General features: G+C 60.2%; 10 protein-coding genes. 8 read left to right on the top strand and 2 right to left on the bottom strand.

Features of this window, described 5'->3' with window-relative positions:
* Positions 1-39 precede the first annotated feature (39 nt).
* The 7 genes from rlmN to Q7V03_RS13280 all read left to right on the top strand — a co-directional run bounded on the left by rlmN (position 40) and on the right by Q7V03_RS13280 (position 11,326).
* Positions 40-1,242: a 23S rRNA (adenine(2503)-C(2))-methyltransferase RlmN gene (gene rlmN, locus Q7V03_RS13250; RefSeq protein WP_304926065.1), complete on the top strand. Its 1,203-nt coding sequence runs from the start codon at positions 40-42 to the stop codon at positions 1,240-1,242.
* A 220-nt stretch (positions 1,243-1,462) separates the two neighbouring features.
* The gene (locus Q7V03_RS13255; RefSeq protein ID WP_304926066.1) at positions 1,463-2,506 is read left to right on the top strand and encodes a fatty acid desaturase; all 1,044 of its coding nucleotides are present in this window, start codon (positions 1,463-1,465) and stop codon (positions 2,504-2,506) included.
* Between the two features lie 4 nt (positions 2,507-2,510).
* Positions 2,511-3,179, top strand: a complete 669-nt coding sequence (locus Q7V03_RS13260; protein WP_304926067.1) for a dienelactone hydrolase family protein — start codon at positions 2,511-2,513, stop codon at positions 3,177-3,179.
* Positions 3,180-3,656: 477 nt separating this feature from the next.
* Entirely contained in the window at positions 3,657-4,604 is a 948-nt protein-coding gene (gene cysD / locus Q7V03_RS13265; RefSeq protein ID WP_304926068.1) for a sulfate adenylyltransferase subunit CysD, read from the top strand.
* A complete protein-coding gene (cysN, locus tag Q7V03_RS13270) occupies positions 4,605-6,530 on the top strand; it encodes a sulfate adenylyltransferase subunit CysN (RefSeq protein ID WP_304926069.1) in 1,926 nt (641 codons plus the stop codon).
* A gap of 584 nt (positions 6,531-7,114) precedes the next feature.
* Positions 7,115-8,209, top strand: coding sequence for an efflux RND transporter periplasmic adaptor subunit (locus tag Q7V03_RS13275; protein WP_304926070.1), 1,095 nt, complete (start codon positions 7,115-7,117; stop codon positions 8,207-8,209).
* Between the two features lie 3 nt (positions 8,210-8,212).
* Complete coding sequence (locus Q7V03_RS13280; RefSeq protein WP_304926071.1) at positions 8,213-11,326, top strand: efflux RND transporter permease subunit; 3,114 nt, start codon at positions 8,213-8,215, stop codon at positions 11,324-11,326.
* Positions 11,327-11,537: 211 nt separating this feature from the next.
* Here the strand turns inward: Q7V03_RS13280 and gfa are convergent, their stop codons facing one another.
* The gene (gfa, locus tag Q7V03_RS13285) at positions 11,538-12,110 is read right to left on the bottom strand and encodes an S-(hydroxymethyl)glutathione synthase (RefSeq protein ID WP_304926072.1); all 573 of its coding nucleotides are present in this window, start codon (positions 12,108-12,110) and stop codon (positions 11,538-11,540) included.
* Between the two features lie 89 nt (positions 12,111-12,199).
* Positions 12,200-13,435, bottom strand: a complete 1,236-nt coding sequence (locus Q7V03_RS13290) for a cation:proton antiporter (protein ID WP_304926073.1) — start codon at positions 13,433-13,435, stop codon at positions 12,200-12,202.
* Positions 13,436-13,612: 177 nt separating this feature from the next.
* On the opposite strand from Q7V03_RS13290, the gene Q7V03_RS13295 reads away from it, so the two are divergent.
* A complete protein-coding gene (locus Q7V03_RS13295; RefSeq protein WP_304926074.1) occupies positions 13,613-14,824 on the top strand; it encodes a winged helix-turn-helix domain-containing protein in 1,212 nt (403 codons plus the stop codon).
* The last annotated feature ends 190 nt before the right edge of the window (positions 14,825-15,014 follow it).

Raw genomic sequence — 15,014 nt, forward strand, 5'->3', positions numbered from 1 at the left:
AATCCCGTATAGGGACTGCTTACAGCCAAGGACTATGCCATGACCGCCCCTATTCTTGCAGCCGCTCTCGCTCCGATCACGCAAGACGTGCTCACCCTTCCGCGCAAGCTGCTTGAGGGCGGTAAAGCCAATCTGGTTGGCATGACGCGCGATCAGATGCGCGATGCCTTGATTGCGGCGGGCACGCCCGAGAAGGCCGCAAAGATGCGGTTGGGGCAAGTTTGGCAATGGATTTATCATTGGGGCGTGCGCGACTTTGACCGCATGACCAATCTGGCGAAGGACTATCGCGCGCTTTTGGCCGAGAATTTCGTGGTCGAGGTGCCTGAAGTCGTCACCAAGCAAATCTCGACCGATGGCACCCGCAAGTATCTGGTGCGGATCGCCGGCGGGCATGAGGTGGAGGTGGTCTATATCCCCGAAACCGACCGTGGAACTTTGTGCATATCGTCCCAAGTCGGCTGCACCCTGACCTGCACTTTCTGCCACACAGGCACGCAAAAGCTTGTGCGCAACCTGACGGCGGCGGAAATCGTAGGCCAAGTGATGTTGGCACGCGATGATCTGGGCGAATGGCCCAATCCGGGGGATCGCAATGTTGAGACCCGGCTGATCAGCAATATCGTGCTGATGGGCATGGGCGAGCCGTTGTATAATTTCGACAATGTCCGCGACGCTATGCGCGTGGTGATGGACGGTGAAGGCATTGCTTTGGGCCGCCGCCGCATCACGCTGTCCACCAGCGGTGTGGTGCCGGAAATTGCCCGCACCGCCAATGAGATCGGCTGTCTGCTGGCGGTGTCGTTCCACGCCACCACCGACGCCGTGCGCGACGTGCTGGTGCCGATCAACAAGAAATGGAACATCGCGACGCTGCTGGATGCGCTGCGCGACTATCCGAACCTGACCAATTCCGAACGGATCACCTTTGAATATGTCATGCTGGATCATGTGAATGACAGCAAGGAAGACGCTTACCGGCTGATCGAACTGCTGCGCGGCATCCCGGCCAAGGTCAACCTGATCCCGTTCAACGAATGGCCGGGGGCGCCCTACAAACGCTCGTCCGGCAACCGGATTCATGCCTTTGCCGACATTCTTCACGACGCCGGGTTCTCGACCCCGATCCGCACGCCGCGTGGCGAAGACATCATGGCGGCCTGTGGGCAGTTGAAATCAGCCACCGAAAAGCAACGCAAATCGGCGGTAAAGACCGCGACCAAGGCGGCGGCGGCTAAGTAAAAACGTCGCAGACAGCCGAATTCTGTCGATTGTGTCAACACAATGGAACCTTGCGACAAGTTAACGCTTCACAGCAGACCGCACTGGCATCATGATGCGACAACCGTTAACGAAACGGCAACGACGGTCTGGCATCATCGCCGGACCCAATCAACACAAGGCGCTTTTCAGGCGCTGCGGCCTTCCGGTGGCGAACCGGGCGAGCGTTGGGGCGCTTTTGATGACAGAGACTAATCAGGCCGAACAGGCCCCGGTGTCGCGCCGCTCTGCCAAAGAGTGGGTGCTGGTTTTGGCGAAATATCGCGAACCTTCCACCTTCCGCTCGGTGTTTGAACTGGCGGCGACGCTGGTGCCGTTTGTGATGCTGTGGGGGCTGGCTTGGGCATCGCTGAGCATCAGCTATTGGCTGGCCTTCGCGATTGCGCTGCTGAACGGGGTGTTTTTGGTGCGGATCTTCGTGATCCAGCATGATTGTGGCCATGCGTCGTATTTCTCCAGCCGCACCGCGCAAGATTGGGTGGGGCGCTGTCTGGGCGTGTTGACGCTGACTCCCTATGACGTGTGGCGGCGCACCCATTCGATCCACCACTCGCATCACGGCAACCTTGATCAGCGCGGCATTGGCGACGTGCTGACCCTGACTGTGGAAGAATACCGCGCCCGCAGTAGGGTGGGGCGGTTTTTGTACCGGATGTATCGCAACCCATTGGTTTTGTTCGTGCTGGGGCCAAGCTATCTGTTCATCCTGCAAAACCGTCTGCCGTTTGGCCTGATGAATAAAGGCTGGCGCTATTGGACCAGCGCCATGGGCACCAACGCGGTGATCGCCATCGGCGTCGGGCTGATGATCTGGCTGGGCGGCTGGATGCCGCTGTTGCTGATCTACCTGCCGACTTCGGTGATTGCGGCGACGATCGGGGTCTGGCTGTTCTATGTCCAGCACCAGTTTGAAGAAACCCACTGGTCGAAAACCGAAGACTGGCAGCTGCATGAGGCCGCGTTAGAGGGGTCTTCGCATTACGTGCTGCCGCAACCGTTGCGTTGGTTTACCGCCAATATCGGCATCCATCATGTGCATCACCTGTATAGCCGCATCCCGTTCTACCGCCTTCCGGAAGTTTTGCGAGATAATGCCGATCTCGCCCAAGCCCAGCGTTTGACGATTTGGGAAAGTTTTCAGTCCGTGAAGTTGCATTTGTGGGATGAAAAACTACAAAAGCTTATGTCGTTTCGAGAGGCGAGGCGGTTGTACGGAAGGGTTTGAACCTATGGGTGAAGATATGCGATTGACGGCCAGCGATGGCTTTGTCTGTGACGCCTATGTGGCGCGACCCGTGGGTGTGCCAAAGGGCGGCATCGTGGTGGTGCAAGAAATTTTCGGCGTCAACGCCCATATCCGCAGCGTAGCCGATCGCTATGCAGCCGAGGGCTATCTGGCGGTGGCGCCTGCGCTGTTTGACCGCGCCGAGCCGGGGTTTCAATCGGGCTATCAGCCCGAGGATATGCCGCGCGCCTATGCGATGATCGCTAAGGTGGCCAGTGGCCCCGCGCTGTTGGACATTGCCGCTGCGATTGATTTTGCAGCAGAGGCAGGCAAGGTCGGCGTGGTCGGTTTCTGCTGGGGCGGTACTTTGGCATGGTCGGCGGCAGCAGAACTGCCGGGGCTATCGGCCGCGGTCGGCTATTACGGCGGCGGCGTGCTCGGGCTGACAGAATTGCAGCCAAACTGCCCGACGATGCTGCATTTCGGCGCGAAGGATGGGCATATTCCGGTGGATAAAGTGCGGGAATTTGCAGCGTCTCGGCCTGAATTGCCGCTCTACATCTACGACGCCGACCATGGCTTTAACTGCGATGCGCGTGGGTCGTATGACGCGACTTCGGCCAAGCTGGCGCAAGAGCGGACTTCGGCGCATTTCGCCAAATATCTGGCTTAACTTAGCGGGCGGGGCCGAGGTGCTGGTGCTGCCAGGGCTGTAATCGACGGTGCGGCGCCACAGCGAAACCTCAAGTTTCCTTGCATGGGCAAAGATATCTTGACGCCCCGCGCATGGTCGATAACTTTCACATAAATGACACTTGGCCTTTGGGGCCGGAGTGTTTTGCGTGGTTCAAACCAGCCTGGCGAGGACGATGAGTTTTGGTGACAGCAGATGACTAGGCGCGCAGCTCCCCCCGCACAGGTTTGCGGGCGTTTCTGCGCGGCACCCGCCAGAAAAGAAGGGTATTCCAGCTTTCGCTGCAATGTTGGAACCAAATCAGCCGCCGCGCCACCGCTTTGCACCGGTTCTCGCCCGCCCAAGCGCAATCTGGGCCAACATTCTTGGATATTTTGACCGTTTGGCAATGCCCCCGCTGGTGCGGGCGGATGAATATTGCCACATAGCACCAGCCCATGTTGAAGGAAGCCGATGATGACCACCAGCACCCCAGCCGTAACTGGCGCCACGAAGGACGTTTCCGCCAGCACGCTGACGCATTTGCAGCGGCTTGAGGCCGAAAGCATCCACATCATGCGCGAAGTGGTGGCCAATGCCGAAAACCCGGTGATGCTGTATTCGGTCGGCAAAGACTCGGCTTGCATGTTGCATCTGGCGAAAAAAGCCTTCTATCCGGCTCCGCCGCCGTTCCCGTTGTTGCATGTCGACACCACGTGGAAATTCCGCGCCATGTATGAGCTGCGCGCCCGCGCCGCCCAAGAGGCCGGAATGGAGTTGATCGTCTACCAGAACCCCGAGGCGTTGGAAAAAGGCATCAACCCGTTTGATCATGGCCCGACGCACACCGATATGTGGAAGACCGAAGGGCTGAAGCAGGCGCTGACCAAGTATAATTTTGACGTGGCCTTTGGAGGCGCGCGCCGCGATGAGGAAAAGTCGCGGGCGAAAGAGCGGGTGTTTTCGTTCCGCTCGGCCAACCACCGCTGGGACCCGAAGAACCAGCGGCCAGAACTGTGGAAGCTGTATAACACCCGCAAATCCAAGGGCGAAAGCATCCGGACGTTCCCGATTTCAAACTGGACCGAGCTCGATATCTGGCAATACATCCATCTTGAGGGCATCGAGATTGTGCCGCTGTATTTCAGTGAAATGCGCCCCGTGGTCGAACGCAACGGCCTGTTGATCATGGTTGATGATGACCGGATGCCGATGGCCCCCGGTGAAGTGCCCGAAATGAAATCGGTGCGCTTTCGCACTTTGGGCTGCTACCCGCTGTCAGGCGCTGTGGAATCCGAAGCCCGCACCTTGCCCGAAGTCATTCAGGAAATGCTGCTGACCACCACGTCAGAACGCCAAGGCCGCGCGATTGACCATGATCAAGCCGCCTCGATGGAGAAGAAAAAACAAGAGGGGTATTTCTAAATGACCGCCAACACGAATACCCAAGTGGACCCGATCTACGTCACCGACCAGTTGATCGCCGACGACATCGACGCTTATCTGGTGAAGCACCAGCACAAAACCATGCTGCGCTTTATCACCTGCGGCTCGGTCGATGATGGCAAATCCACCATGATCGGGCGGCTGCTTTACGACAGCAAGATGATCTTTGAAGATCAGCTTGCGGCGTTAGAGCGTGACAGCAAAGCCTCGGGTACCCAAGGTCAAGACATTGATTTTGCTTTGCTGGTCGATGGTCTGGCGGCGGAGCGCGAGCAGGGCATCACCATTGACGTGGCTTATCGTTTCTTCGCCACCGACAAGCGCAAGTTCATCGTCGCCGACACACCAGGGCATGAGCAATACACCCGCAACATGGTGACCGGGGCGTCCACCGCCGATCTTGCCGTGATCCTGATTGATGCGCGCCAAGGCGTGCTGACCCAGACCCGGCGGCATTCCTATCTGGTAAAACTGCTCGGCATCAAGAACGTCGTGCTGGCCGTCAACAAGATGGATCTGGTCGGCTATAGCCAAGAACGCTTCAATGAAATCGTCAAGGATTACAGCCACTTCGCCAAGAAGATCGGCATGGAAAACTTCCTGCCGATCCCGATTTCGGGGTTGAAGGGCGAGAATATGATCACCCGTTCCACCCAGATGCCATGGTATACCGGCCAGACGCTGATGGAACATCTGGAAACCGCACCCGTCAATGACGCGCGGATGCTGGACGTGCCGTTCCGGATGCCAGTGCAATGGGTCAACCGCCCCAACCTCGACTTCCGTGGCTTTGCGGGCCAGATCGGCGCGGGCGTGATCAAGCCTGGCGATGCGATTAGGGTGCTGCCTTCGGGCAAGACCACGACCGTTAAATCCCTCGTCACCTATGACGGCGAATTGGATCAGGCGATTGCCGGACAATCGGTGACGATCACCTTCGCCGATGAGGTTGACTGCTCGCGCGGCGATGTGATCGTGAAGGCAGATGAGCCTTGTGAAGTCGCCGACCAGTTTGAGGCAACCTTGGTGTGGATGGACGAGCATGAAATGCTGCCGGGGCGTCCGTATCTGCTGAAAATCGGCACCCAGACCGTGACCGCCACAGTGACAGAGCCGAAATATGAGGTGAACATTAACACGCTGGAACATCTAGCGTCCCGCACTTTGGGTCTGAACGCGATTGGGGTCTGTAACCTGTCGATTGACCGCGCTATTCCGTTTGAAGCTTATGCGACCAACCCCGATCTGGGCGGTTTCATCCTGATTGACCGGATGACCAACGCCACCGTCGCCGCCGGGATGATCCATTTCGCGCTGCGTCGCAGCCAGAATATCCATTGGCAAGCGGTGGATGTAGACCGTGACGCGCATTCCGCGCTGAAAACCCAAAAGCCCGCCGTGGTCTGGTTCACCGGGCTTTCCGGCTCGGGCAAATCGACCATCGCCAATCTGGTTGAGAAAAAGCTGCACGCCTTGGGCAAGCACACGTTCCTGCTGGATGGCGACAACGTGCGCCACGGCCTGAACCGCGATCTGGGCTTCACCGATGCCGACCGGGTGGAAAACATCCGCCGGGTGGGTGAGGTTGCCAAGCTGATGACGGATGCCGGTCTGATCGTGTTGACCGCCTTCATCTCGCCGTTCCGATCCGAACGCCGAATGGTGCGCGATCTGATGGCGGGCGGAGAGTTCATCGAAATCTATGTCGATACCCCCTTGGCGGTCGCCGAAAGCCGCGATGTGAAGGGGCTGTACAAGAAAGCCCGCGCCGGTCAGTTGAAGAACTTCACCGGCATCGACAGCCCCTATGAGGCTCCGGAAGCTGCTGAAATCGTGGTAAACACCACCGATCTGACTGCAGAAGCAGCGGCTGACCGCATTGTCGAGGCACTGCTGGCGCGCTGATCTGTGTGCATTGAACGCAAAGGCCGGGATCACCACTCCCGGCCTTTTGCTTTGCGCTCAGGCCAGTACCCACCTGCGTGCGAGCAGCAGCGGCTAATAACTGCGTCTATCCTCAATGCCTTGGCGATGCGGCGGGGGGGGGAGCGCCTGTTTAGCCGCGATCTCGACGTCCGCCACATCCAAGCCGAGGGCCAGAGCGTGGCGATGCCAGCCCGCGCGCGGGCCATTGTCGGATTGCGGCAACCCGGGCCTAACACGGCGCTTTTCGGCGCAGCTTTGCGCAGCACCCGATTCATTTCGGACCAATCGCGACGGAAACCTTTCCGCGCCGCGTAAAAGGTTTATCTTAGACGTAACTTTGCGTCTGTTTGGGGCTCCTGTATAGCTCGCCCCCATCAGTCTCGCCCAGTCTTGCTTTCTGAATAATCATAAATGGACCTCATATGTTGCATCTCTCGCCCGCCCAAAGCTCGCGCATCGCTTTTCGGCGGTTTAGGTTCATCTCTTTGATATCTTTGCTTTTGCTGACAACACAGGCCACGGCACAAACTCCACCGGGTGGGGTGCCACAGGGGCCGACCGGTGTGGGCACCGTCACCATGCAAACGGTGGAAGTGCCCTATATCCGCACCCTGCCCGGCCGCGCGGTCGCCTTCGAGACCGGCGAGATCAGGGCCCGCGTCAGTGGCGTGGTCGAAGAAATCCTCTATGCCGCAGGTGACAACCTCAACCCCGGCGATCCAATGTTCAGGATCGAGAATTTAACCTATGTCGCAGCCTTCGCTTCGGCCAAAGCCGCTTTGGCGGGGGCGATGGTGCAGCGCGACACCGCCCAAGCCACGGTGGATCGCTACATGACGCTGCAAGGCAGTGCGGTCAGCAAGGCCGATCTGCAAACCGCCCAAGCCACCGCTGCCGCCGCTGTCGCAAGCTATGCCGCAGCGCAGGCCGCCGTTGATGTGGCACAACTTGATCTGGATCGCACCACCGTGCGCAGCCCGATCGCGGGCATCGCGGGCATCTCCAATGTCTCTATCGGCGCATTGGTCACCGCGAACCAAACCGACGCTCTGGCCACCGTCACAAGGCTGGACCCGATCTACATTGATGTCAGCGATTCCAGCGCCGGAATGTTGCGCATCCGCGCGCAGATCGACGATGGCAGTCTTAAGATGGGCACCAAGGTCGGCGTGGCTTTGGTGCTGGAGGACGGCCAGACCTATGACGGCGAAGGCACCGTGGTGGTGCTTGGCAACGTGGTCTCGGCCAGCACAGGCACCTTCGATCTTAGGGTGCAGTTTGATAACCCCAAGCGGCTGATCCTGCCGGGGCAATTCCTGCGCGTGCAACTGACGCTTGGCACCACCAGCGCCAAACTGGTGCCGCAGCGGGCGACGGGTCGCAATTCCGACGGCACGCTGACGGTGTTTGTCGCCAAGGATGGCGTGGCAAAAAAGGTGGCCCTGACCAGTTCCGGCAGCCAAGACAATGCCTGGATCATCACCGGCGGGATTGAAGACGGCGATCTGGTGATCGTGGATGGCCTGACCAATCTGCGCGACGGGACTGCGATCAAACCCGTGCCTGTCACAATTGATGCTGACGGTGTGGTGCATGACGCCAACCCGGAAACAGCCGCCAATGCCAGCAAACCTGCCCTCACCACCGGGAATAACTAAAACATGGCGCGTTTTTTCATTCACCGCCCGGTTTTCGCATGGGTTCTGGCGATTGTTGTGATGCTGGCCGGGGCCTATTCGCTGCTGCAACTGCCCGTCTCACAATACCCCGACATCGCCCCCACCACGATCCGCGTCTCGGCCAGCTATCCGGGGGCCACCGCAGAGGCCGTGCAAACCTCGGTCACCGAGACCATCGAAGACGGTTTGACCGGGCTCGAAGGGCTGCTCTATACCGTGGGCTCGTCTTCGACCGGCCGCGCCACCCTGACGCTGACCTTTGACGATTCCGTCGATCCTGATGACGCCCAGACCAATGTGCAGGCCAAGGTTGATCAAATCACCCGCCGCCTGCCCGATGCGGTGCAGGATTCCGGCGTAAACGTCAGCCGCTCGTCGTCGTCGATCCTGCTGGTGGGCGCGCTGGTGTCGAAAGATGGCCGCTACAGCACGGTGCAACTGGGCGACATCATGTCCTCGACCGTCGAAGGCGCGGTTCTGCGCACCGATGGCGTGGGGTCGATCAACTCGTTTGGTTCGGGCTATGCGATGCGGATCTGGCTGGATCCGATGAAGCTGGCCGAGTTTGCCAAGACCCCCGCCGATGTTGTGAACGCGGTACAGGCGCAGAACACCACGGTTTCTATCGGTTCCTTGGGCTCGCAGCCCGTCACCCCTGGCCAGCAATTCACCGCCACCATTACCGCGCAAAGCCAGTTGACCACGGTGGAACAGTTTGAGCAAATCCGCCTGACCACCACCGCCGCGGGCAACACTGTGCGGCTGGGCGATGTGGCCACGGTCGAGATCGGCAAAGCAACCTACGGCGGCGATTCGCGATTTAACGGTGCCAATGCCTCGGGCTTTGGGGTGAATTTGGCCAGCGGGGCCAATGCGGTCGATACCGCCGCCGCCGTGCGCGCCACCTTGGCCAACCTGCAAGCCGCTTTGCCTGAAGGCGTCGAGATCGCCTATGCCTATGACACCTCGCCCTTCGTCGAGCTTTCGATCGAAAAGGTCGAGCACACGCTGATGGAAGCCATCGGCCTGGTGTTCCTTGTGATCCTTGTGTTCTTGCAAAACTGGCGCGCCACGCTGATCCCGATCATCGCGGTGCCGATTGTGTTGCTGGGTACCTTCGCGGTGCTGGGGGTGCTCGGCTATTCGATCAACACGCTGACCATGTTTGCCATGGTGCTGGCGATTGGCCTTCTGGTCGATGACGCCATCGTTGTTGTGGAAAACGTCGAACGCGTGATCGCCGAAGAGGGCCTGCCCCCGGTTGAGGCGACCGAGAAAAGCATGACCCAGATCACCGGAGCGTTGATCGGCATCGCACTGGTGCTGTCGGCGGTGTTCCTGCCGATGGCGTTCTCGTCGGGCTCTACCGGGGTGATTTACCGACAATTTTCGGTCACTATCATCTCGGCGATGCTGCTGTCCGCCGCTGTCGCTTTGATCCTGACGCCTGCGATGTGCGCCACCATGCTGAAACCGCACAAACCCAATGAAGCGGGTTGGTTCAGCACCCCCGCCCGCTGGTTCAACACCGGCTTCGGTGCCGCCACCCGTGGCTATGCCAACCTCTTGGGCCGTATCCTGAAATGGCCCTTCGCCATGATCCTGGTGCTGGGCCTCGTCAGCGGTGGCGTCGGTGTGATCTACAGCCAGATCAACGGCTCGTTCCTGCCATCCGAAGATCAGGGTGTGCTGATGACGCGGATTTCGCTGTCGCAAGGCTCCACCACCGCAGCCACGCTGGATGTGGTGCGGCAGGTCGAAGACTATCTGAACACCGAGGAAACAAAGGCGGTGGAATCCACCTTCGTCGCCATGGGCTTTGGCTTTGCGGGCACCGGGCAAAATCAGGCCATGGTGTTTGTGAAACTGCGCAGCTTTGACGAACGCCCCAGCGCTGATCTGTCAGCCTCTGCCGTTGCCGCCCGTGCCAATGCCAAGTTCAAATCCCTGCGTGCCGGCACCGTGCAGTTCAACCAACCGCCCGCAATTCAGGGCCTTGGCAACTCGGCGGGCTTCTCGATGTATCTGGTCGATCAATCCGGTGCGGGCAACGATGCCCTGTTCGCCGCCGCTGCCGAGTTGATCAAACAAGCCGAAGACAGCGGCCGCGTGACCAACCTGCGCAGCGGCGCATCGGAAGACGAAGCGGCGCTAAAGCTGGTGATTGATCAGGAAAAGGCAGCCGCTTTGGGCGTGTCTTTAACCGAAGTAAACGCGATGCTCTCGACGGTCTTCGCAGGCGATGAGGTCAATGATTTCCAGCTTGGCACCGCATTGCGCCCGGTGATTGTGCAGGGTGCCGCTGCCTCGCGGATGCAGCCCGAGGATGTGCTGGCATGGTTCGCGCGCAATTCCGACGGCGAGATGGTGCCGTTCTCGGCGTTCTCGAAAACCGAATGGGCGCCGGTCGCGCCCCGCCTTGCCCGGATTGATGCACTGCCCGCGGTGCAGATCAACGGCTCGCAAGCCGATGGCACCTCGTCGGGTGAGGCGATGGACAAGATGGAGGAACTGGCCTCAGCCATGCCCGGCGGTTACGGCGTGGCATGGACCGACCTGTCCTATCAAGAACGCCAATCCGGCAACCAAGCGCCCTACCTTTACGCTTTGTCGGCGCTGGTGGTGTTCCTGTGTCTGGCGGCGCTGTATGAAAGCTGGGCGATCCCGTTTTCGGTGATGCTGGCAGTGCCGGTCGGCATCTTGGGCGCGCTGCTGGCGGCATGGCTGTTTGGCCAGTCGAATGACGTGTATTTCAAGGTCGGCCTGCTGACGACGATTGGTCTGGCCGCGAAAAACGCCATCTTGATCATCGAATTCGCCCGAGAATTGGAAACCCACGGCCGAACCCCGGTGCAAGCAGCACTTGAGGCCGCCCGCACAAGGCTGCGCCCTATTCTGATGACCTCGCTGGCCTTTATCCTTGGTGTGCTGCCCCTTGCCATGGCCACCGGGGCGGGTGCAGGCGCGCAAAATGCCATCGGCATCGGTGTGTTGGGCGGTATGCTTTCGGCCACCGTGCTGGGCATCTTCATGGTGCCGTCGTTCTACGTCGTGGTGCGCAAGCTGACGATGAAGAAGGTGCCGAAGTCTGTTTGACTGTAGACCGAAAGAAAACGCTCCGGTGGAGCGTTTTCCGGCTCGTTGCGCGTAAGGCGGAACGGCGTCGAGCAAGCGGTGTGGTGCAGCAAACCGTCGCCTAGTAATCTGGCCGCGCCTGACTTGGCTCGCGCGGAAACGCGCCTGCCGAGGGCAGGCAGGCGCGGCCAGATTTGTCTGCGGCCAAATCTGGCAAGACCAACCCTTGTGCTTACTTCAAAACCCCATTCGCCTTGGCGGTAAACGTTGCAATGTAATCCATCAGCCCCGGTGACAAAGCATCGTAGGGCGGCAAGCCCAACTCATTCAGCCGCGCCCGGATGCCGTCCATTTTCGCAGGGTCCGTGCCGCCTTCGATCACCGAAGACACAAACGCCGCGAAGGTGGGCGCAGCAAAGCCCTCGGTCCCCGACAATTCGGTATGGATGAACGACAGCCCGGTGAACGGATGGTTTGGCCGCGTCACCGGCCCGTGCATATGGACGCCACAACCTTTGCAGGCATGGCGCTGGATCAGTGCCGAACCATCCACCACCGCCAGTTTATCGGCGTTTTTTGTAACTTTGACGTTATCCGAAGTTACCACCGACACCATCGAGAACGTAGCCCCCGATGGCTTCCAGCATTTGGTGCAGCCGCAAACATGGTTGTGCAGACAATCCGAACCGATCTCAACCACCACAGGATCGGTCTTGCAATGACAGGTCAATGTGCCGCCCGCAAAGCCCGCCTTACCCGGCTTCACACCGCCATCAACCGATGGATGAATGGAAACAGATGCCATGAAATTTCTCCCTGAACCGACCCGCCGCCCGGGCCTCAGGGCAAAGCCTAGACCCGCGCGCAGAGTCGGACAAGCCGCGTTCCCGTCACCTAAACCGCCTCAAGAGTCGGTTTAGGCGCATAACGATCCGACAGATGGAACAGCAGCGGGTTGACCAGAATAGACACCAGCGCCGCCGCCACCACCAAATCGCGCGCGCCCACCGGAACGATCTCCAAGCTTACCCCCATCCCGATCAGGATGAACGAAAACTCGCCGACCTGTGCCAGCGATGCCGCCAGCACAAACCCAGCCGAGCGATCATGGCCAAACCAGCGCATCAGCCCGTAAGCCGCAATCGACTTGATGCCGATCACGATCGCCACAGTGCCGACCAAGGCCCAAGGCTGCGTCCAGATCACCGATGGGTTGAACAACATCCCCACCGACACAAAGAACAGCACCGCAAACGCATCGCGCAGCGGCAGTGTGTCCTTCATAGCCTGCGTCGACAGGGTGGAAGATGCCATCACCATCCCCGCGAAAAACGCCCCCAGCGCGAAGCTGACGCCAAAGAACACCGTCGAGCCATAAGCCACGCCCAAGGCAATCGCAAGAACCGCCAGCCGGAACAACTCGCGCTGCCCGGTGTGCATCGAGTAATGCAGCACCATCGGGATCACCCGCGCGCCCACGATCAGCATCAGGCCGATAAAGCCCGCAACCTTCACCCCGGTCAGCAGCAGCGTGGCCCCCAACGGCCCAAAGCCCCAACTGGCGACCTCCGCCGCCTCACCCTCGACCGGCACCGTCACGCCACCCATCAGGCCCGCCAGCGGCGGGATCAGCACAAGCACCACCACCATCACCAGATCTTCGACGATCAGCCAGCCGACCGCCAGCTTGCCGGTTTCATCCTGCAAAATGCCGCGCGATTGCAGCGCCCGCAACAGCACCACGGTCGAGGCCACCGACAGCGACAACCCAAAGATCACCCCCGCGCCGATGCTCCAGCCCAAGCCCCAAGCCAAGCCCATCCCGGCAGCCGTCGCCACCGCGATCTGCCCCAAAGCCCCCGGCACCGCCGCCGCCTTCACCGCCAGCAAATCCTTCAGCGAGAAATGCAAGCCCACCCCGAACATCAGCAAGATCACCCCGATCTCGGCCAACTCATTCGCCAGATCCTGATCCGCGACAAAGCCCGGCGTGAACGGTCCGATGATGACACCCGCCATCAGATAACCTGCGATCAACGGCAATCGCAGCCGATGCGCCACCAGCCCCAGCAAAAAGGCCATCGACAGACCTATGGCAATAATCGCGATCAGCGGCGTGTCATGCGTCATCCAGAACTCCTTGGGGATACATCTTAAATTGGGGCCAGACCGCGCCGCGATCAACCTGTTAAATCAACCGATTTGGTCACAATGTCCCCGCCAATATGTCACTATGTTACGACATGCCGCTGAGGCGGCAATAAACGTCGCTGTTGACCTCTCCACCGGGCCTGCTACCCCTGCGACATGCTGCCGCTTTTGACAAACCCCGCCGCCCGCCGCCTGTTCCTGCACCGCCACGCTTTGGCCGAGGCGCCCACGGGGCCAGCCAGCGGCCCGGCCCTCGCCGATCTCATTCACCGCATCGGTTTCGTGCAGGTCGACAGCATCAACACCGTGGCGCGCGCGCATCACATGATCCTGTTCAGCCGTCGCCAAAGCTACAAACCCGCCGCCTTGAAATCCCTGTTGGAAACCGACCGCGCGCTGTTTGAACATTGGACGCATGACGCCTCGATCCTGCCCGTGCATCTGCACCGCCATTGGCACCACCGCTTTGCCCGCGACACCGAACGGCTGCACAACAACTGGAAATCATGGTTCCGTGATGGCTACGAGGCGCAGTTCGACACCATCCTGCGCCGGATTGAATCCGATGGCCCCGTGACAACCAGCGATGTCGGCCAAGACGAGGTGCGCGGCAAAGGCGGTTGGTGGGATTGGCACCCTTCCAAAACCGCGCTGGAATGGCTGTGGCGCACCGGGCAACTTGCCATCGCAGGCCGCAACGGCTTTCAGAAAATCTATGACCTGACCGAACGTGTCATCCCTCATGCCCATCGCACCGCCCCGCCCGATCTGGAGACGATGACCCACTGGGCCTGCACCTCGGCGCTCGATAACCTCGGCTTCGCCAACGCCACCGAACTCCGCGCCTACTGGCACGCGCTGAAACCCGATGAGGTCAAGGCTTGGGTGAAAACCGCCCTCGCCCGTGGCGAGATCATCGAGATCGAGATCGAAGGTGCGGGCGGCCAACGCCAACGCAGCTACGCCCGCCCCGATGTGCTAAGCCATGCCGAAAGCGCGCCCGAACCCACCAGCCGCCTGCGTATCCTCTCGCCGTTCGATCCTGCCCTGCGCGACCGCAACCGCGCCGAGTTCCTGTTCGGCTTTTACTATCGCATCGAGGTGTTCGTCCCCGAAGCCAAACGCCAATACGGTTACTACGTCTTCCCCGTGCTGGAAGGCAGCCGCCTGATCGGCCGGATAGATTGCAAAGCCTTCCGCGACGACCGCACCCTGCGCGTCAAAGCCTTCTGGCCCGAAGCCGGGGTGAAACTGGGCGCGGGCCGCATTGCCAAACTTGACTCCGAACTTTCCCGCTGGGCCGCCTTCACCGATTGCGACCGGGTAGAATTTCAAAACGGCTGGCAGCGCGAGACGTTGCAAGCCTAATCCTGGCAGGAAGACAACACGCCCAACATAGGGCAGCGCCTGACCACCGGGCCAAATCCCGCCCCTCCAGCCGGAACCGTCTTCAAACCATTGCTCTTTGCCAAATACGCCCGCCGGAGGCTTCCCCGCCCTCAAGCAGCGCCCCGACGCAAGACCACCAAAGCGCTGATCGACACCTCGGACAACAAAG

The organism is Cypionkella sp. (assembly GCF_030652235.1).
Lineage (GTDB): Bacteria > Pseudomonadota > Alphaproteobacteria > Rhodobacterales > Rhodobacteraceae > Cypionkella.